Genomic DNA, 19,312 nt, shown 5'->3' with positions numbered 1-19,312 from the left:
AACTTCTCTTAATCCTTCATAGCAAGTTCTAGCATTTTTTTGATGCTTTCAAAACTTTCAAAGTTTTCAGGAGTTATAAATTCAGCCTTCAAAGGTTTTTTATAATATTTTTCTATTTCGGCAACTAAGGCTATGATGTCTATACTATCAATAAGATCTCCACTGACTAAATTTGTCATCTTTTCATCTATATCAGTTCTTTCTATGTTTATAAAAAATTGTTTAACAATTTGCATTATTTTCCTTTGTAATTTTCAAAATCGTATTATCACTTAAATTTAAAATTAAGTCAAATTCATTGATTTGATAAAGTAAAATTTCTTTTTCTGTGCCAAGAATTTTGATTTTAGCCTTTGTCAATCCGCCACAATCTAAAGCTCTTAAAAAGCGATCAATTTTTTCTATATCCCAAGAGAGTTCCAAAAAGCACTCGTTGGGAAATTCCGATTTTTTGTGATACCCCCCCCCATAGCTAGTTTGAATTTTAAATCGTTTATTTTTTAAATTTTGCAAAGCTTTCTTAAAAGAATCAATGGCGAGTTCGTGTTGCTTTTGTAAAAGTTTAAGAGCTGTAAAATGACGCTCTATTTTTAATTTCTTTTGGATTAAAATGGCACCTGTGTCTATATTTTCATCCACTAAATGCCAAGAAATTCCACTCTCATCATCATTTTCCCAAATACTCCAAAGGTGTGCATTGCATCCTTTGTGTTTTGGCAATAAGGCGTTGTGATAGTTAATGATGGTATTGTTTAATACGCATTCTTTTTTAAAAATGTAAAAATTATTAGCACTTATTATAAGACAATCTTTTAAATGCTTGAAAAAATCATCTAAATTCTGATTATAGGGTATCAAAATGATCTCTTGATCAAAAAAATCCCAAGCGATTTTTTGGCACATTTTAGCAACCCTGCCTGTGCCTAAAATGTAAATGTTTGCATACTGCATTAAAAATTCCTGTAAAATTTTAAAATTGTATCATTGAAACTAAACCCAGATCTTTTATAAAATTTGATGGCTTTTTCATTTTTTTCATCTACGAAAAGTTTCAATAAGGGATGTTTTGAATTTGTTATGTAATTTAAAAGTAGAGCAAAGGCTATATTTTTATATTTTAAATCAGACTTTATGGCTAAAAATTCTAAAAAATTTACACTAAAAGAATCACGGTAAATCAAGGCACCACAAATTTTGTTCTGTTCTTTGTAGATGAATATATTTTGTTTTAAATTTTCTAATTCTTTAGCATCAAATAAAAATAAATAATTTGGATCAAAAAAATGCTTAAAAAAAGCTATGATTTCATCCATATCTTGTAACTTAGCTTGTGAAATAAAATCACAATTTATTTTTTTCAAAGTTCCAATCCCCCCCCCCTAGACATTTGCAAAAAATTTTGGTGAATTTTAAAATTATTTTTTTCTAAAAATTCTTGATATTTTATAAGGGTTCGATCGTTTTTGATGATTATCCCTGTATAGCTTGGCTTTAGATTGAATTTTTTATTGTTTTGGATGAAAAAATAAAGCTTTTGATTTTCATAAAAGAAAAAATTATTTTCATCTTTTTGAAGAAGCATTTTGCCATGGTTTAATTTTTTTTCTAAAGAGAAAATATCATCATAATAATTATGAAGCCAAAAGCCTTTTTGGTATTCTTGTTGAAAATTTTCAAACCAGTTCATTTAAATAACCCCTATCAATCTTACCATTTTGATTGAGTTTAAAACTATCTATTCTTTTAAAATGTTTAGGTATCATATAAAGAGGTAATTTATCTTTTAAAAACATTCTAAAATCAATTTCTTCTTTACTCTCATAAAAACAAATGATCTCTTCTTTAAAAATACAAGCAGAGTTTCTTACTTTATCATGAGAATTAATAATACTTTCTATTTCTCCTAGTTCTATTCTATGACCCATGTATTTGATCTGATTATCTGCTCTTCCATAACACAATAATTCTTCAAATTTATTATAAGCAACGATGTCTCCTGTTTTATAGACTAAGTCTAAATAATTATCATGTAAAGGATTTTGTAGAAAAGCTTTTTTAGTTTTTTCTTTATCATTGTAATATCCTAAAGATAAAGAAGTTCCTCTTATATATAATTCTCCTTTTTTGCCTATTTCTTTAGGACTTATAAAATTCATATCTTCATCAAAGACTAAAAGTTCTGTATTTTTACAAGCTTTACCTATAGGTAAGAGTTCATCATCTTTGAAAGGGCGGTTGATGATGTAGTAGGTGCAAACATCTGTGATTTCAGTAGGGCCATAAAGATTGGCAAATAAACTTTGAGGTAAATGCTTTCTCCAAAGGTTTAATTGTTTATTGGGCATGATTTCACCACAAAAGAGTATTTTTTTGAGCTTTTTCAAAGAAAAATCATCCAAAGCTTGAGTGTTTGCAAAATAAATCAACACTGAAGGCACCCAAAAGATCGTGCTTACTTTTTCTTGTTCTAAGTATTGTAATACTTTAGCAGGAAAAGCAAAAAGATGATTGGGGATGATGTGTAAGCTTGCGCCTACTTTTATACTTGAAAAAATATCTAAGATACTATTGTCAAAATAAAATGGAGCTTGATTGGCTAGAATTTCATTCTCATCAAAATGAAAGGTTTTGCATACCCAAAAGGTATAATCCACCACACTCTTATGAGCTATACTTACTCCTTTAGGAATTCCAGTGCTCCCACTGGTAAAAAGTACATAAAGTAAATTGGTATCGATATGGTTTTCTTTAGCTTTAGTGATTAGATTTTCATCGATATTAAAATTTTGAAAATCTTGTGTATGAAGAGTGGGTAAATTTAAGTCTAATTTTAATTCTTTAGAAGTGATTAGAAGTTTTGGTTTTAAAACTTCTATAACTTTTTCTATTCTTTCTTTAGGACTTTTTTCATCTAAGAGCGTATAAAAGTTTCCACTTAAGGCTACACCAAAAAAAGAAATCAAACAATCAATGCCTTTAGGTAATATAATAAGAATGGCTTTTTGTAAAGGTAGGGTATCATTATTTAAAGTTCTTAAAATTTCACTAGCAACTTTTTTAGAATAAAGATCAAATTCTTTATAAGTAATTTCCTTTCTTCCCTCTTTAGCAAAGGGTTCAACAAAGGCTATTTTTTCACTAAAGTTTTCAACACTTTTTTCTAAGAAGTCATAGATGTGGGTGAGCAAAAAAATCCTTTATGGTGAAATCAAAAAATGATTATACCCCCCCCCAGTTAATGTAGGCTTAAAAAACAATAATTTAGATTCACTAAGTATAATTAATATTGATAATTTAAATTAAGTTTAATTAGTTAGATTTACAATATAGAAGATATGATTTGGTATAATGTATAAAAAGAGTTTTTTAATGGTTGCGAAGGGAAGATTTGAACTTCCGACCTTCGGGTTATGAGCCCGACGAGCTAACCACTGCTCTACTTCGCGATAAGTAAATTATGGATGGGGTAAAGGGATTCGAACCCCTGAATGACAGGACCAAAACCTGTTGCCTTACCGCTTGGCGATACCCCAGTGTGCTTTGAATGTGTATTTTTATAAAGATTTTTAAGAAAGAGATTATATTAAAATTTAATTTATTTGTCAAGCAAATAAAGTTATAATTTTCGTAATTTTAATATTGTATGGAGAAAATATGAAATTTATAGACATCGAGCAAGCTATTGAGGACTTAAAACAAGGCAAAATGCTTGTAATGGTGGATGCAGAGGATAGGGAAAATGAAGGAGATTTAATTTTTCCTGCCCAATTTAGCACAAAAGAAAAAGTTAATTTTATGATTAAAGAGGCAAGAGGTGTTGTTTGTGTAGCACTTGGAGAAGAACTTGCAAAAAAATTTGAACTCCCTTTGATGGTGCCAAAAAATACTTCCAATCACGAAACAGCTTTTACAATAACCGTTGATGCAAAAAATGCTACAACTGGAGTGAGTGCTTATGAACGTGATATGACTATAAAAATTTTTGCTGATGAGAATGCAAAGGCAAGTGATTTTGTTCGTCCAGGACATATTAATCCTTTGATTGCTAAGAGCGGAGGGGTATTAGAAAGAACGGGTCATACAGAAGGAACGGTGGATCTTTGTCGTTTGGCAGGCCTTAAAGAAGCTTGTGTGATTTGTGAAATCGTTAAAGATGATGGAGATATGGCTAGAAGAAATGATTTGGAAGAATTTTGTCAAAAACACGATTTAAATATGATAGCGGTTTCTGATATTATAGAATATAGATTAAAGCATGAAAGTCTTATTAAGCTACAGGATAAAAGTGATAGTTTTTTGGCAGGTTTTAAGGCTCAAAAATTTATTTTTCTTGATCATAATAATACACAGCATGTTGTTTTTTCTTTTGGAGAAATTCAAAAATGCACCAATGTAAAATTTTACATTGGTGGAAATGATTTTGAGCTTTTAACTTCAGATAAATTTTCAAAACTTTTAGAACAAATTGAATTTTTATATAAAAATGGTGGAGTTATAATTTTTATGCAAGGCGAGAAAACGAGCGTGACTCAATTTAAAAATTATGGCATAGGGGCACAAATTTTAAGGTATTTTAAAATAGAAGAGATTAAGCTTTTATCTCAAAGTTGCGATAAAGATTATATAGGTTTAGAAGGTTTTGGTTTAAATCTTAAAGCTTGTAATTTCAATTAATTAAGGATAGAAAATGACACTTAAAGAACAAATTTTAAATGATATTAAAGAATCGATGAAACAAAAAGACGATTTCAAACGAGATGTTTTAAGGACTTTAAATGCTGCATTGAAACAAGTTGAAGTGGATGAAAGAATCATTCTTGATAATGAAAGAATTTATAAGATTATATTAAGCGAAATAAAAAAGAGAAAGGATGCGGCAGAACTTTATATTAAGGGCGGAAGAGAAGATTTGGCTCAAAAAGAAAATGATGAAATTGCTATTCTTGAAGTTTATTTACCAAAACAATTAAGTGATGAAGAATTAAAATCAGCATTAAAAAACTTGATTGAGAAACTAGGGGTAAGCTCTTTAAAAGATCAGGGACTTGTTATGAAAGAAGCAAAAGAGCAATTTGGAGCAAGGGTTGATGGGAAAAGATTGAATACAATTTTAAGGGAAATCTTGCATTGATTTTTAAGATTACATAGAAAAAGTTAATTTTTAGAAAGATTATCGTGATATGATTTTAATGATTGATTTATCTATAAAATTAAATTATTACAATTTTTTACGAGGAATAAAATGAAATTAAAAGAAATAGCGGAATTTTTAAGTTTAGAATATAACGGAGAAGATATTGAAATCACTGCTTTAAATTCTCTATTGAGGGCAAATTTTACAGAGCTCACATATTGTGATGGAGAAAAAAATGCTAAAGATATTCCTAATACTGGAGCCGCTGCGATATTAGTAACTAAAGAATATGAAAATTTGGTTCCAAAAGATACAAAAGTGTTGATCACTCAAAACCCACACTTAAGTTTTGCTTTTTTAAGTAAGCTTTTTGCAAAGCCTTTGTTTGAACAAGTTAAAGAAAAAAAGCAAAATATTGCTAAGAGTGCTAAAATTATGCCTAATGTTTATATAGGCAATAATGTTGATATTGGGGAAAATGTAGTCATTATGGCTGGTGCTTATATCGGGGATAATGTCAGCATTGGAGATGAGAGTATCATCCATCCTAATGTAGTGATTTATAATGATACTAAAATTGGAAAAAAATGCCATCTTTTAGCAAATTGTGTTATAGGAAGTGATGGTTTTGGTTATGCCCACAATAAAAACGGAGAACATTATAAAATTTATCACAATGGTAATGTTATTTTGGAAGATTTCGTAGAAATTGGAGCTTGTACGACAATCGATAGAGCGGTATTTGATAGTACAATTATTAAAGCAGGAACTAAAGTAGATAATCTTGTTCAAATAGGACATAATTGCGATATCGGACAAAATTGTATTATTGTGGCGCAAACTGGTATTTCAGGTTCAAGTCAATTAGGAAGAAATGTGGTTATGGGCGGTCAAAGTGCTACAAGTGGGCATTTGAAAATAGGGGATTTTAGCACAATAGCCGCACGAGGTGGAGTGAGTAAAAACCTTGAAGGAGGTAGAGTATATGGAGGTTTTCCTATCATGCTTCAAAAAGATTGGCTTAAGCTTCAAGCTAAAATTGCTATGAAATTTAAAGAGTAGCTATAAAATAAGCATAGCATCGCCATAAGAGTAAAATCGATATTTTTCTTTTATGGCTAATTCATAAAGTTTTAAGCATTGCTCTCTGCCTATAAAAGATGAAACAAGCATAATAAGAGTTGATTTAGGTAGGTGAAAATTAGTTAAAAGATAATTTTGTCTTATGGGTGGATTATTAGGATGTAAAAATAAATCACAAAATCCACTTTCTTTATGCGTTCTTGCATAGTATTCTATAGTTCTTGTAACGGTGGTTCCAATACCTAAAATAGGTTTTTTTGAGTCAATAATTTCACAAGCTTTTTTTGGAATATTAAAAAATTCGCTATGCATTTTATGTTCTTGTATATTTTCGCATTCTACATTTTTAAAAGTGCCTGCACCTACGTGTAAGGTTAGATGATAGATTTCGTGTTTTTTATTAAGATCATTAATCATATCTTCGCTAAAATGCAAACTTGCCGTAGGAGCTGCCACTGCGCCTAAATTTTTAGCAAATATGCTTTGATAATCCTTAATATCATCGGTATTATCTGTTCTTTTGATATAAGGAGGCAAGGGAATATGTCCTATTTGATCAAGAAGTTTGTAAAGTTTATTTGTATCTAAAATTTTATCATTTTGATAAAAACAAACTTTACGCATTCCATCTTCTAGAATTTCAATAATTTCTGCTGTTAAGTTTTTTTCAAAATATAAAATTTCATTGATTTTTACACGCCCTTTAATCTGAACCATAAAGTTTGGTTTTTCTGAATTTAAAAAAGGTTGATGTAAAAAAAGTTCTATTTTACCACCGCTTGATTTTTTTCCATAAATTCTTGCTTTAATCACCTTTGTATCATTAAAAAAGATAGCACAATCGGGTAAAATATCTTTTAAATTTGCAAAGGTTGTGTGAAAAATTTTTTGACTTTTTCTTTCATAAACTAAAAGTTTAGCATTTTCTTTAGGATTTACTGGATAATTTGCTATAAGTTCTTGTGGTAAAATATAATCATAGTATGAAAGAATAAGATCTTCATTTATCACTTTTCATCTTCTTTAGGAGCTGGATTGACTTTTTGAACGATTAAAATAGAAAGTCCATAGAGTCCGCAAAGTGGTCCTGCCATTAAAAATTGGGATAAAAAATCAGGTGGCGTCATAAAGGCAGAAAAAATAAAAATAACTAAAACAGCGATGCGAAAATGACGCTTTAAAAACGCATCATCAATCAAACCTATTTTAGCAAAGAAAAAAGCAATAACGGGCATTTCAAAAGCTAATCCAAAAGCGATGATAACTTTAATAAAAAAATCAACATAAGTCCCTAAAGTAATGACAGGATTAAAACCTTCATTAAGGCTAAAATTGATTAAAAATTTAAAAGCCAAAGGTACAACGATAAAATAACAAAAACAAGCACCCAAAGCAAACATAATACTTGCAAAACTTACAAAAGGAATTACAAGACGTTTTTCATTATCATAAAGTCCAGGGGAGACAAATTTCCAAAATTGCCAAAAGATAATAGGAATACCAAAAACAAAGGCAGCAAAAAAACTCACTTTAATAGTTGTAAATAAACCTTCTTGCATTTCTATAACGTTGATGTGTTTTGAAAATTCAGGTAAAACTTCCACAAGAGGGGTTTTTAAAATTTCTAAAATATAATTACGAAAGCCAAAACATATTAAAAATAATACGATAATAGCAACAACGCTGATAAAAAGACGTTTTCTAAGTTCTATTAAATGGGGTTTTAATTCTTCAAACATTTATTTTTCCGTTTTTTCTTCTAATGAAGTTAGATTAGGTTTTTCATTGGGGGTTAAATTTTGCCCACTAAGATTATTTGAGGAGCTATTTTCTCTACTATCAAAAGTTAAATCCACCTTAGTTTTTTCAAGTATATCTTTTTTTAAGTCATCAAATTCTTCAAAACTAAGTTTTTTACGTATATTTTCATTGCTTGAAGAAAATTCATCTTTATATTTTTTAGCTTCTTCTTTGAGTTCATTGATACGAATTTCTTTTTCTATGCTTGATTTTGCATCATCTATATTTTTCTTTAAAGCCTTTAAAATTTTAGCTATTTGCATAATAGCTTCAGGAAGTTTATCAGGACCTAAAACTAAAATTGCTACGATTAAAATGATTATAATTTCACCAAAACTCATTTATAACTTCTTTATTTTAAGGAATGAAAAAGAATTTTACATTAATTTTAATTACTTTAAAATTAATTGCGTTAAAATATTTAGAAAATAGAGTAAGGATTAAGAAAATATGATTATTTTAAGACCTTTTGAGTCTAAGGATTTACATCATTTGCATGATTTATTAAGCAATGAAAGAGTTAATAAATATTTACCTTGGTTTGTTTTTGAAAGTATGGAACAAACTCACAATCATTTGGAGCAATTTTATCTTAAAGCAGATAAGCAAAAATCCAAATATCGTCTCGCAATATGCTTAAAAGAAAATGATGAAATGTTAGGTTATATACACTTAAATCTTGAAAATCAAGCTAATGATCTAGGTTATGCCTTAAGAGAAAAATTTCATAAGCAAGGCATTGTAACTTCTGCTTGTAAAATGTTTTTAGAGTATCTGAAAAAAGAAGGTGAAATTGACTACATAACAGCTACGCATGATATAAATAATATTGCTAGCGGTAGGGTAATGCAGAAAATAGGTATGACTTATCAATACAGCTATCATGAGTTTTGGACTCCTAAAAATATAGAAGTGATTTTTAGAATGTATCAATTCAATTTTAAAGAAGGACAAAAAATTTACGAGGCTTATAAGGATAATCATAAGCATTTTTATGAAGATTTAAAAGTATAGAGCAAGTTCGTCGCTGATTAAAAAATTATGGTTATGGTATTTTCCTTTTTTAAATTCAAGTTTTTTTTCTTTTACAAGCAAATCAGCTTTTTGTTTTTGAGCTAAACTTAATTTTTTTTCTTCAATGCCTACTATACTTCTAAGTCCTAAAAATAGATGTTCTAAATTTAAATCTTGCGGACTTAGTTTTTCTATATTTCTAAAAGTAGGATTTTCTATATAGGATTTTAAATTTTTAGCCGTATAAAAACGTTGATTTTTATGAAATCCTACCGCACTCAAGCCACAGCCTATATAATCTTTACCTTTCCAGTAGCTAAGGTTGTGCTTGCACATTGAGTTTTTATTTTTAGAAAAATTACTGATTTCATATTGAAAAAAGCCAAGTTGTATTATTTCTTGAATAAAAAATTTCATTAGATTAGGGGCATTTTTTTTAAAATGTTCTTTTTTGGCAAAAGCAGTTTTTGATTCTATAGTGAGATTGTAAGCACTTAAATGGGTGATCAAGGGTTTTATTTTTTTTAAATTTAAAAGTTCAAATTCAAGCATTTTTTTATCATCCATTTTAGTATCATAGATCAGATCTAAATTAATATTGGTAAATCCTGCTTTATGCGAGTTTTCTAAAGCTTTAAAAATCATTTTTTGATCGTGAATTCTTCCAAGAAATTTTAATTTTTCAGAATGAAAGCTTTGTGCCCCAAAAGAAATGCGATTAACCCCTATATTTTTCATGGCTTTAAGCCAATTTAAGGTCGCTGAATTTGGATTAGCCTCACATGAAATTTCAGCATTTTTGGCTAAATAAGGATGTAAAATTTCAAAGATATATTCATAGTTGCTTGTATGGATACAACTTGGAGTTCCGCCACCTATAAACAGCGTTTTTATTTGATTGTGATGGATTTTAAATTTTTTAAGATGAAAATTTATGTCACGACTTAAAGCTTTAAAATAAGATTTTTCATAATTTTCTTTTTTTAAACTTGTAAAAGCGCAGTAATGACATTTGCTCTCACAAAATGGAATATGAATATAAAAATGCATAAAAACCTTAAAACATTTTGATTAAAATTAGTAAATTTTAATCAAAAATTGATTTGATTTTGGTTAAAATTATTTTCCTTGAGTAGGTTAAGGAAAGAAAGTGGAAAAAGAAAAAAAATATAGACCAAATGTAGCTGCTATCATTTTATCAAATACTTATCCTTTAAAATGTGAGCTTTTTATAGCAAAAAGAAGTGATATGGATAATATTTGGCAATTTCCACAAGGAGGTATTGATGAGGGTGAAGATACTAAAAGCGCTTTATTAAGAGAATTAAAAGAAGAAATTGGTACAGATGAGGTTGAAATCATCGCTGAATATCCAGAATGGTTAAGTTACGATTTTCCTGAAAGAGTTGCTAAGAAAATGTATCCTTACGATGGACAAATTCAAAAATATTTTTTAGTCCGCTTAAAGGATAATTCTAAGATTAATATACAAACAAAACATCCCGAATTCAGTGCTTATCAATTTGCTAGTGTAAAGCAAATTTTTGAAATGATCCATCATTTTAAAAGAAATATCTATATTAAAGTGATTAAGTATTTTAAAGAGAAAGGTTATATCTAGATGCTTATAGTTCAAAAATATGGTGGAACAAGTGTTGGTAGCTTAGAACGCATTGAAGCGGTTGCAAATCGTGTTATAGAAAGTGTAAAACAAGGACATAAGCTTGTTGTCATAGTTTCTGCAATGAGTGGAGTTACAAATACTTTAATAGAGCAAGCACAATACTTTAGCAAAAATCCAAATGGTAAAGATATGGATATGCTTTTAAGTAGTGGAGAACGTGTTACAAGTGCCTTACTTTCTATTGCTTTAAATGAAAAAGGATTTAATGCTGTTTCGTTTTCAGGAAGAAAAGCAGGCATTGTCACTGATAATATTTTTACCAAGGCAAAAATTTCTTATATTGATTCTAAAGCTATAAAAGAAGCCTTAAATGAAGGAAAAATTGTCGTTGTAGCAGGTTTTCAAGGAGTTGATGAGGAAGGAAATGTAACTACGCTAGGGCGCGGTGGAAGTGATTTGAGTGCTGTTGCAGTAGCTGGAGCTTTAAATGCGGATTTGTGTGAAATTTATACTGATGTTGATGGAGTATATACGACAGATCCGCGTATAGAACCTAAGGCTAAAAAGCTTGATAGAATTTCTTATGAGGAAATGCTTGAGCTTGCAAGCTTGGGTGCTAAGGTTTTACAAAATCGTTCAGTTGAACTTGCTAAGAAATTAAATGTAAATTTAGTCACTAGAAGTAGTTTTAATAACAATCAAGGAACAATCATTACAGAAGAGGATAAAATGGAACAAGCTTTAGTTAGCGGTATTGCTTTAGATAAAAATCAAGCAAGAATAACTTTAAGAAATGTAGAAGATAAACCAGGAATTGCAGCTGAAATTTTTTCTGTTTTAGCAGATGAAAATATCAATGTAGATATGATTATTCAAAATGTGGGAGTAGATGGAGCGACTAATTTGGGCTTTACTGTACCTCAAAATGAATTAGAATTGGCACAGAATGCTATGAAAAAAATTTTACACGCAGATACTATAGTAGAAAGCGATAGTGCTGTAGTAAAAGTATCTATAGTAGGTGTTGGAATGAAATCGCATTCCGGTGTGGCAAGTAAGGCTTTTAAAGCTTTAGCAGATGAAAATATCAATATAGGTATGATTTCTACAAGTGAAATTAAAATTTCTATGATAGTACATGAAAAATACGGTGAACTTGCTGTAAGAGCACTTCATGAGTGTTATGGACTTGATAAATGAGTGATTTTTTAAGTTTTACACTCGAAAATATCCGTAATGGCGGAACTTTTATGGCATGGATGGAGTCACGTCGTTTAGAATGGGCACCTTTGATGCAAGTAAAGCTTAAATATTTACTAGAAGGACGCACTTTTGTGTTGATGTGTGATGAACAAAGATCTTGGTATGAAGAATATTTTTTAAAAAACATTAATGCAAAAGCAAATCGTCCTATGTTGCCTTTTGTTTCTTTAAATGCTTTATGTAAAAAAAAGGTACAAAAAGTAGAAGAGATTGCTTTGCTTAATGATTTGCTTGATATCACTTTTCCTAATGGTTATGTTTATTTTTATATAGGTTCTACTATGGATGAAAAAGCTTTAATCGCTAAATCTAAAAATGATAGTTTATTATGGCTTTTTGATGAACAATTACAAAATAGCTTTTTTCTTAATTCTAAAGATAAAGATCTTGATGCTAAGCTGATTACTCTTTACAAACTCTTAGATTTAAGTTTGGATGCGATTTTATTTTCTAAGGTTCATTTAGGATAAATTTTGTTTGTCAGTAAAATTATAATCAGTGAAGATTTTGAGTCCATCAAAGAAGAAATGATAGAACAATATGGAAATAATAATCTAAGATTTATTCCAAAAATTCCTGTAAATGAATTTTTACTTGATGATGCAAGAGCGGTTGAAAAAGAGAGTTATATAGCTGAAACAAATGAAAAAATTATAGTATTAATGGCACAAAACTACAGGATAGAGGCGCAAAATTTTTTGTTAAAACTTCTTGAGGAGCCACCAAGCAATATAAAATTTGCAATCGTTGTCCCTTCTAAAAATTTGCTTTTACCCACGATAAAATCGCGTCTTATATGTGAAAAACGCAATATACAAAAGTCCAAAAATAGCTTAAATTTAAAACTAGATAAAATGGATTTGAAAATATTGTTTGAATTTTTACAAAAAAATGAAAATTTAGACAAAAATGAACTTATAGAAAAAATCACTCTTTTAGCAGAACAAATGATCAAAATAAAAGATTTTAATGCTAAAGAACTTGAATTTTTTTATGAAGCTTATGAGTTAGCAAAGCTTAATGCTAAAAGTTCTTTGATTTTAACCACTCTTTTGCTTAATTTTTATACAAAGAAATAAAATGAAATTTTATAAAATCAATCCTGATACAGATTTTAAGATAATTTGCTCTTTTATTAACCCTCATCAATTTGGGCAAAAAATCATGAGTCAAAAGACACGAATTCATTTTGTTTTGATAAAAAATTTAAGCACAGCAGCCGCAAATATCTTAAAACAAGATGCTTTAAGAGTGGGGGCGGAGTTAGTAACTCACAAAGAGGTTATTACAGCAAAAATAACTCATTCTAATGCTCTTTTAATGGCGACAAAAGAACAAATTCAAAAATTAATATCAAAAGAAAAACTGCAAGATTTTGGGCTTAAAAAATTAGCTCTTTTTTTAGAAAAAGACTTTTTAAAGCCTAAAAAAGTAGAACTTATGGCGGTTATGAATATCAATGAAGATAGCTTTCATGTCAATAGCCGCGTTAGTGAAGATGAGTTTGAAAAAAAACTCAATGAAATTTTAGCTTTAAATCCTGATTATATAGATATCGGTGCGGTAAGTTCAAGACCGGGGAGTTATTATTGTGGTAAAGAGGAAGAATTTAAAAGGCTTAAAAATATTCTTGATTTAATTCATACAAAAAAATATTATGAAAAAAGTATTTTTAGCTTGGATAGCTTTGATGAGTATTGTTTAAAATATGCCTTAGATAGAGGTTTTAGACTGATTAATGATATTACAGGCTTAAAAAATGAAAATTTAGCCAAACTTGCAAGTGAATATAAGGCAAAATATTGTTTGATGCATATACAAAAAGATCCAAGTATTATGCAGGATAATCCTTATTATGAAGATGTGCTTGATGAAATCAGTTTGTTTTTTGAGGAAAAGCTTGAAATTTTAGATAAATATGGAGTAAAAGAAAGCATTTTAGATGTGGGTATTGGTTTTGGAAAAAGTGCGGATCATAATATGATTTTAATCAAGCATTTGGAGCATTTTTTGCAATTTAAAAAACCTTTGCTGATAGGGGCAAGTCGAAAAAGTGTGATTAATGCTTATTTTACAAGTGAGATTAAGGATCGTTTAGCAGGGACTTTGTATTTACATTTAAAAGCTTTTGAAAATGGAGCAAGTATTATAAGAGTGCATGATCTGTATGAACATCAACAGCTTTTTGCCTTGGCAAATGCTATGAGAAATATAGGAGTTTAAGATGACTAAAGAAGAATATTTAAGAAAAGTAGCCTTGGCTAATGAGTGGATGAGGGCATATTATGAAAAAGATGAGCCTTTGGCAAGTGATGAGGAATATGATGCTTTGATTAGAGAATTAAGAGCTTTTGAAAGTCAAAATGAAAATGACATTTCACCTAATTCACCAACACAAAAAATAGCTCCTACTATACAGAGTGAGTTTAAAAAAATCACTCATTTAAGCCGCATGTGGTCTATGGAAGATGTTTTTGATGAGGAGGAATTAAGAGCTTGGGCAAAACGTGCAAAGTGTGAAAATAATTTTTTTATAGAGCCAAAATTTGATGGAGCGAGTTTAAATTTGCTTTATGAAAATGGTAAATTAATCAGTGGTGCTACAAGAGGTGATGGCGAGGTAGGCGAGGATATTACATTAAATGTTTTTGAGATTGATAATATTCCAAAAACCATTTCTTATAAAGAAAAAATCGAGATTCGTGGCGAAGTTGTGATTTTAAAAGATGATTTTGAAAAAATCAATGAAAAAAGAGCGCAGTTAAATCAAAGTTTATTTGCTAATCCAAGAAATGCGGCCAGCGGAAGCCTAAGACAACTTGATACAAGAATTACTAAAGAAAGGAATTTAAAATTTTATCCTTGGGGAGTTGGAGAAAATTCTTTAAATTTTAAAAAACATAGTGAAGTAATGAATTTTATCAGAGAGCTCGGTTTTTTAAAAGATGATTTTGTAAAACTTTGTAAAGACTTAGATGAGGTTTTATTATCCTATAAAGAGCTTTTATCTTTAAGAGATCAAAAACCTATGATGATGGATGGTATGGTAGTTAGAGTTGATGATCTAGCACTTTGTAAAGAGCTTGGTTATACGGTTAAATTTCCAAAATTTATGGTGGCTTTTAAATTTCCAGCGCTTGAAAAAACAACGCGTTTAATTGGGGTTAATTTACAAGTGGGAAGAAGTGGAGTGATCACTCCTGTTGCTGTTTTAGAACCTGTAAATTTAGATGGGGTTGTGGTAAAATCTGCTACTTTGCATAATTTTGATGAAATTGAAAGATTGGATGTAAAAATCAATGATTTTGTTAGCGTTATAAGAAGTGGAGATGTGATACCTAAAATCACTAAAGTGTTTAAGGAAAGACGCGATGGTTTAGAATTTGATATCTTGCGTCCTAAGTTTTGTCCTACCTGTCAAAGTGAGCTTTTAGATGAAGGAACGCTTATAAAATGTCAAAATATAGATTGCACCGATAGGCTTTTAAATTCAATCATACATTTTGTTTCTAAAAAGTGTTTAAATATAGATGGACTTGGTGAAAATATAGTTGAGCTTTTATATAAAAATAAAAAAATCAGTACAATTGAAAATATTTTTTCTTTAAAATACGAAGATTTTGAAGATTTAGAAGGTTTTAAGGAAAAGAAAATCAATAATATTTTAAATGCTATAGAAAATGCAAGAGAGTGTGAATTATTTCGTTTTATCACAGCTTTAGGAATTGAGCATATCGGAGAGGTAGCAGCTAAAAAACTAAGTTCGAGTTTTGGTCTAGATTGGCATAAGCAAAATTTTGAATCTTATGCGAATTTAGAGGGTTTTGGTGAGCAAATGGCGGCAAGTTTATGCGAGTTTACTCGTGTGAATGAAAGCCGAATTTGTGAGTTTTATCATATTTTAAAATTAAAAGTGGAGCGTTTAGAGATTAAAAGCGATAGTTCTATTTTAGGAAAAACTTTTGTAATTACTGGAACACTTTCTAAGCCAAGAGATCATTTTAAGACCTTAATAGAAAAATTAGGTGGAAAGGTCAGTGGTTCAGTTTCTAAAAAAACAGATTTTGTACTCTTTGGAGAAGAAGCAGGTTCTAAACTAAACAAAGCAAAGGAACTTGGTGTTAAATGTATCAATGAAAGTGATTTTCAAGAGTTGATAAAATGATCGCTTTATTGGCTTTATTTGCTTTTATTTTAACATGGCAGTTTTTTAGCTATGCTTTTATTTTTTTAATTTTTATTTTTTATGCCTTTTTAAAGGAATTTTTTGGTTTTTTAAATTTTAGAAAAAGTATCATAAAAGAGGCAGTATTGATTAAAAATAGTTTAGCCTATAAAATAACTTCTAGAAATTTATACATTTATATTGTGAGTTTTTTTGTAGCTTTATTTGCTATTTTTTCTTTATCTTTAAATTTATTAGCCTCTCAAAGACAAGATTATATTTTTTTATTTATAATCTTACCTTTATTGTTGGTTTTTTTCAAAAAAAAACTTTATTTTCAACTTGTCAATAATGCTTATACTGATTTTATTATCATCCTTATATCGAGTTTTTTTACGGCACTTTTTTATAGCATTTTTGATCTTTTTTTTAATGTTAAAACTATATTTAATTTATATGATTTTCATCAAAATATAGTTTATTATAAAAATTCAAGTTTTTTATTTTTTGACTTAATTTCTCAATTTTTAGCAATTATAAATGCTTTGAAAGAATACTTTTTATCTTATTTTGGAATTTTTTGGTTTAGAATTTTTAACTTTGTTTTTGATTTTTTTAATTTTTTTGTATTTTCTTTTTTTGTTGCTTATCTTTATAATTTTGCTTTTAAAAGAAACAAAATTTATATTTTTGCCAGTTCTTTTATAATTTTAATTGCTTTATTTCTTTCCAAAGAAAGTAAAAACCAAAACATAAAACCTTACCATAAAGAAATTTTAACGATGATGGATAATTTTTCTTTACTAAGGGAACAAAATTTAAGTACTTTAAAAGAAGATAAAATCAAATGGGATAAAAATTTAAAACAAGTCAGGGAAATTTTAAATAAAAATGCTTTTGAAATTGGCATATGGTGGTTTTCCAAAGAAAAAGAAGATTTGCAAAAGTCTCTCAATGAAAGCTTAAAATGAGATACGATCTTTTTGTAGCAAAGCGATTGAATATCAGTAGAAATAAAGCTTTAGAGCTTATAGAAAATGAAGAAATTTTGCTCAATTTTAAAAAATTTAAACCCTCTTTCGATGTCAAAAATTTGCTCAATCAAGAATTATCTCAAGAAGAAATTTTATTTTCTAAAGAATTGAATTTAGAACTTTTAAATAAAACTTATGTTTCAAGGGCTGCTTTTAAATTAAAGAGTTTTTTAGAGGATAAAGATATAAATATATCAAATAAAATTTGTTTAGACGTAGGTTCTAGCACGGGTGGATTTGTACAAATTTTATTAGAAAAACAAGCTTTAAAAATCGTTGCTTTGGATGTGGGGGATAATCAACTTCATCCAAGTTTGAGAAATAATGCTAAAATAAAAATCGTTGAAAATACGGATCTAAGAGTATTTAAAAGTGAAGAAAAATTTGAAATTATCACTTGTGATGTGAGTTTTATTTCTTTACATCACTTGATATTTTATATTGATCAGTTAGCCTTAAAGGATATAATCTTACTTTTTAAGCCTCAGTTTGAGGTTGGAAAGAATGCAAAAAGAAATAAAAAAGGTGTTGTTAAAGATGAAAAAGAAATTCAAAAAGCAAGAAAAGAATTTGAAAAAGCTTGTATTCGTTTGGGGTGGATTTTAAAAATTTGTGAAGAGTCTAAGATAAAAGGAAAAGAGGGCAATGTTGAATATTTTTACCACTATAGCAAAAAATAAAATCAAATCTTTAGCCATCGGTTCTTTTGATGGCTTACATTTGGGACATCAAAAGCTTATTAATTTATTGGACGACTTTGGTGCGATTTTAATCGTAGATAAATTTCAAGGTAGAAAACTTTGCACCCATAAAGAAAAGCAAATTCTATCAAATAAACAAATCATAGAGCTTGATTTTGAAAGTATTAAAAATTTAGATGGAAAAGAATTTTTAGATTTTTTAAAAAAAGAATTTGTTTCTTTAGAATGCATTATTGTTGGTTATGATTTTTGTTTTGGTAAAAATAAAGCTTATAAAGCCAAAGATATAGAAAATCTAAGCGGGATAAAAACGATCATAGTGGATGAGTTTTGTATCAATGGAATGAGTGTTCATACAAGCTTGATTAAGGAATTTTTAGCCAAAGGTGAAATTGAAAAAGCAAATCTTCTTTTAGGAAGAAATTATTCTATAAAAGGCAAACATGTTAAAGGGCAGGGGCTTGGATCAAAAGAGCTTTACGCAACTTTAAATTTACAATGCGATGATTATGTTTTACCCAAAGAAGGTGTTTATGCCACTTTCACCCAAATAAAAGATACAATTTATAAAAGTGTGAGTTTTTTAGGATTGCGTTCCAGTGATGGAAAATTTGCCATAGAAAGCCATATTTTAGAAAAATTTGATCAAGATATAAATTGCAAAGATATGATAGAAATTCAATTTATATCTTTTTTAAGAGAAAATTACAAATTTGAAGATTTGACACAATTAAAAAAGCAAATTTCTCAAGATATACAAATAGCTCAAGATCGTTTAAAGGATTTGAAATGAAAGATGAAATTTTTAAAGAAAGTCCAAAAAAACAGTTTGAATTTGATAAAAATGTAGCCAGTGTTTTTGATGATATGATTAATCGTTCTGTGCCTTTTTATAAAGAAAATTTAGAACTTTGTGCTAAGTTGATCGCTAAGATTGCAAATGATGGTGCTAAAGTTTGCGATTTGGGTTGTTCTAGTGCTAATTTTTTGATTTTTTTATCTAGCCTAAGAAAGGATTTTCGCTTTTTTGGAGTGGATAATTCTTTACCTATGCTTGAAATAGCAAAATCAAAAGCCAATGCATACGGCTTAAATATAGAATTTATTGAAGGTAATTTATGCGAATTTGATTTTTTTAATAACGATGTTTTTATTGCAAATTATACTTTACAATTTATAAGACCTCCAAAAAGACAAGAGCTTGTAAATCAAATTTATAAAAATTTGAATAAAAATGGTATTTTTATAATGAGTGAAAAAATACTTTTTGAGGATGCATTTTTATCTAAAAATGTGATTGAAATTTATGCTGATTATAAGCAAAGTCAAGGATATTCTAAATTTGAGATAGCTGCTAAAAGAGAGGCTTTAGAGAATGTTTTGATCCCTTATAGCGAGAAAGAAAATATTTCTATGCTTGAAAATGCTGGATTTGAAAAAATAGAAAGTATTTTTAAATGGGCAAATTTTGAAAGCTTTATAGCTTTTAAATAA

22 protein-coding genes, 2 tRNA genes and 1 pseudogene are annotated in these 19,312 nt (G+C 28.7%); 14 read left to right on the top strand and 11 right to left on the bottom strand.

Translation table 11 applies throughout. The features are described from left to right. Positions 1–8: 8 nt before the first annotated feature. The 7 genes from CQA76_RS02465 to CQA76_RS02435 form a co-directional block, all read right to left on the bottom strand. Positions 9–236 (bottom strand): acyl carrier protein, encoded by a 228-nt coding sequence (locus CQA76_RS02465; protein ID WP_137621868.1) that lies wholly within the window; start codon positions 234–236, stop codon positions 9–11. Further along, positions 223–951, bottom strand: coding sequence for a formyltransferase family protein (locus CQA76_RS02460; RefSeq protein WP_137621867.1), 729 nt, complete (start codon positions 949–951; stop codon positions 223–225). Before CQA76_RS02460 ends, CQA76_RS02465 begins: the two co-directional genes overlap by 14 nt. Further along, complete coding sequence (locus tag CQA76_RS02455; protein ID WP_137621866.1) at positions 951–1,361, bottom strand: GNAT family N-acetyltransferase; 411 nt, start codon at positions 1,359–1,361, stop codon at positions 951–953. Before CQA76_RS02455 ends, CQA76_RS02460 begins: the two co-directional genes overlap by 1 nt. Next, positions 1,358–1,687 (bottom strand): hypothetical protein, encoded by a 330-nt coding sequence (locus CQA76_RS02450; protein ID WP_137621865.1) that lies wholly within the window; start codon positions 1,685–1,687, stop codon positions 1,358–1,360. Before CQA76_RS02450 ends, CQA76_RS02455 begins: the two co-directional genes overlap by 4 nt. Further along, the gene (locus CQA76_RS02445) at positions 1,674–3,188 is read right to left on the bottom strand and encodes an AMP-binding protein (RefSeq protein WP_137621864.1); all 1,515 of its coding nucleotides are present in this window, start codon (positions 3,186–3,188) and stop codon (positions 1,674–1,676) included. The genes CQA76_RS02450 and CQA76_RS02445 overlap by 14 nt, the downstream gene beginning before the upstream one ends. Before the next feature lie 182 nt (positions 3,189–3,370). Continuing rightward, positions 3,371–3,446: transfer RNA gene (locus CQA76_RS02440), tRNA-Met, on the bottom strand. A 12-nt stretch (positions 3,447–3,458) separates the two neighbouring features. Further along, a tRNA-Gln gene (locus CQA76_RS02435) sits at positions 3,459–3,533 on the bottom strand. Positions 3,534–3,654: 121 nt separating this feature from the next. Between CQA76_RS02435 and CQA76_RS02430 the strand changes: the two genes are divergently transcribed. The 3 genes from CQA76_RS02430 (at position 3,655) to lpxD (ending at position 6,196) form a co-directional block, all read left to right on the top strand. After that, positions 3,655–4,674: a bifunctional 3,4-dihydroxy-2-butanone 4-phosphate synthase/GTP cyclohydrolase II gene (locus CQA76_RS02430; RefSeq protein ID WP_137621863.1), complete on the top strand. Its 1,020-nt coding sequence runs from the start codon at positions 3,655–3,657 to the stop codon at positions 4,672–4,674. A 13-nt stretch (positions 4,675–4,687) separates the two neighbouring features. After that, on the top strand, positions 4,688–5,131 hold the full coding sequence (locus tag CQA76_RS02425) for a GatB/YqeY domain-containing protein (protein ID WP_137621862.1): 444 nt from the start codon (positions 4,688–4,690) through the stop codon (positions 5,129–5,131). Positions 5,132–5,242: 111 nt separating this feature from the next. Further along, positions 5,243–6,196, top strand: a complete 954-nt coding sequence (gene lpxD / locus CQA76_RS02420; protein WP_137621861.1) for a UDP-3-O-(3-hydroxymyristoyl)glucosamine N-acyltransferase — start codon at positions 5,243–5,245, stop codon at positions 6,194–6,196. Here lpxD and queA read toward each other — a convergent pair whose 3' ends face one another. The 3 genes and pseudogenes from queA to tatB all read right to left on the bottom strand — a co-directional run bounded on the left by queA (position 6,197) and on the right by tatB (position 8,358). Further along, a complete protein-coding gene (gene queA, locus CQA76_RS02415; RefSeq protein WP_137621882.1) occupies positions 6,197–7,225 on the bottom strand; it encodes a tRNA preQ1(34) S-adenosylmethionine ribosyltransferase-isomerase QueA in 1,029 nt (342 codons plus the stop codon). Then, a complete protein-coding gene (gene tatC / locus CQA76_RS02410) occupies positions 7,225–7,956 on the bottom strand; it encodes a twin-arginine translocase subunit TatC (RefSeq protein WP_137621860.1) in 732 nt (243 codons plus the stop codon). The genes queA and tatC overlap by 1 nt, the downstream gene beginning before the upstream one ends. Then, positions 7,949–8,358, bottom strand: a pseudogene (gene tatB / locus CQA76_RS02405) (Sec-independent protein translocase protein TatB). The gene tatC and the pseudogene tatB overlap by 8 nt, the downstream one beginning before the upstream one ends. 109 nt (positions 8,359–8,467) lie before the next feature. Between tatB and CQA76_RS02400 the strand changes: the two are divergent. Next, on the top strand, positions 8,468–9,031 hold the full coding sequence (locus CQA76_RS02400) for a GNAT family N-acetyltransferase (RefSeq protein ID WP_137621858.1): 564 nt from the start codon (positions 8,468–8,470) through the stop codon (positions 9,029–9,031). Here the strand turns inward: CQA76_RS02400 and hemW are convergent. Next, positions 9,020–10,081, bottom strand: a complete 1,062-nt coding sequence (gene hemW / locus CQA76_RS02395; protein ID WP_137621857.1) for a radical SAM family heme chaperone HemW — start codon at positions 10,079–10,081, stop codon at positions 9,020–9,022. The two genes, CQA76_RS02400 and hemW, sit on opposite strands and share 12 nt — an antisense overlap. Before the next feature lie 100 nt (positions 10,082–10,181). Between hemW and CQA76_RS02390 the strand changes: the two genes are divergently transcribed. From CQA76_RS02390 to cmoA, 10 genes are read left to right on the top strand one after another with little or no spacing between them, the layout of a single operon-like run. Next, complete coding sequence (locus CQA76_RS02390; protein ID WP_137621856.1) at positions 10,182–10,652, top strand: RNA pyrophosphohydrolase; 471 nt, start codon at positions 10,182–10,184, stop codon at positions 10,650–10,652. Then, a complete protein-coding gene (locus CQA76_RS02385) occupies positions 10,653–11,855 on the top strand; it encodes an aspartate kinase (protein WP_137621855.1) in 1,203 nt (400 codons plus the stop codon). It begins immediately after the preceding gene. After that, on the top strand, positions 11,852–12,388 hold the full coding sequence (locus CQA76_RS02380) for a HobA family DNA replication regulator (protein ID WP_137621854.1): 537 nt from the start codon (positions 11,852–11,854) through the stop codon (positions 12,386–12,388). Before CQA76_RS02385 ends, CQA76_RS02380 begins: the two co-directional genes overlap by 4 nt. A 3-nt stretch (positions 12,389–12,391) precedes the next feature. Next, a complete protein-coding gene (locus CQA76_RS02375; RefSeq protein ID WP_137621853.1) occupies positions 12,392–12,997 on the top strand; it encodes a DNA polymerase III subunit delta' in 606 nt (201 codons plus the stop codon). A 1-nt stretch (position 12,998) separates the two neighbouring features. Next, a complete protein-coding gene (gene folP / locus CQA76_RS02370; protein ID WP_137621852.1) occupies positions 12,999–14,141 on the top strand; it encodes a dihydropteroate synthase in 1,143 nt (380 codons plus the stop codon). 1 nt (position 14,142) lies between these two features. Beyond that, positions 14,143–16,083 carry an NAD-dependent DNA ligase LigA gene (ligA, locus tag CQA76_RS02365; RefSeq protein ID WP_137621851.1) on the top strand — a complete coding sequence of 647 codons (1,941 nt, stop codon included), beginning with the start codon at positions 14,143–14,145 and terminating at the stop codon, positions 16,081–16,083. Beyond that, positions 16,080–17,054 carry a hypothetical protein gene (locus CQA76_RS02360; protein WP_137621850.1) on the top strand — a complete coding sequence of 325 codons (975 nt, stop codon included), beginning with the start codon at positions 16,080–16,082 and terminating at the stop codon, positions 17,052–17,054. The genes ligA and CQA76_RS02360 overlap by 4 nt, the downstream gene beginning before the upstream one ends. After that, the gene (tlyA, locus tag CQA76_RS02355) at positions 17,051–17,797 is read left to right on the top strand and encodes a 23S rRNA (cytidine-2'-O)-methyltransferase TlyA (protein WP_137621849.1); all 747 of its coding nucleotides are present in this window, start codon (positions 17,051–17,053) and stop codon (positions 17,795–17,797) included. The genes CQA76_RS02360 and tlyA overlap by 4 nt, the downstream gene beginning before the upstream one ends. Next, positions 17,763–18,611: a bifunctional riboflavin kinase/FAD synthetase gene (locus tag CQA76_RS02350; RefSeq protein ID WP_137621848.1), complete on the top strand. Its 849-nt coding sequence runs from the start codon at positions 17,763–17,765 to the stop codon at positions 18,609–18,611. The genes tlyA and CQA76_RS02350 overlap by 35 nt, the downstream gene beginning before the upstream one ends. After that, complete coding sequence (cmoA, locus tag CQA76_RS02345) at positions 18,608–19,312, top strand: carboxy-S-adenosyl-L-methionine synthase CmoA (protein WP_137621847.1); 705 nt, start codon at positions 18,608–18,610, stop codon at positions 19,310–19,312. The genes CQA76_RS02350 and cmoA overlap by 4 nt, the downstream gene beginning before the upstream one ends.

Source organism: Campylobacter aviculae, assembly GCF_005406215.1.
GTDB lineage: Bacteria > Campylobacterota > Campylobacteria > Campylobacterales > Campylobacteraceae > Campylobacter_D > Campylobacter_D aviculae.
This window is presented reverse-complemented; position numbering and strand designations above follow the sequence as displayed.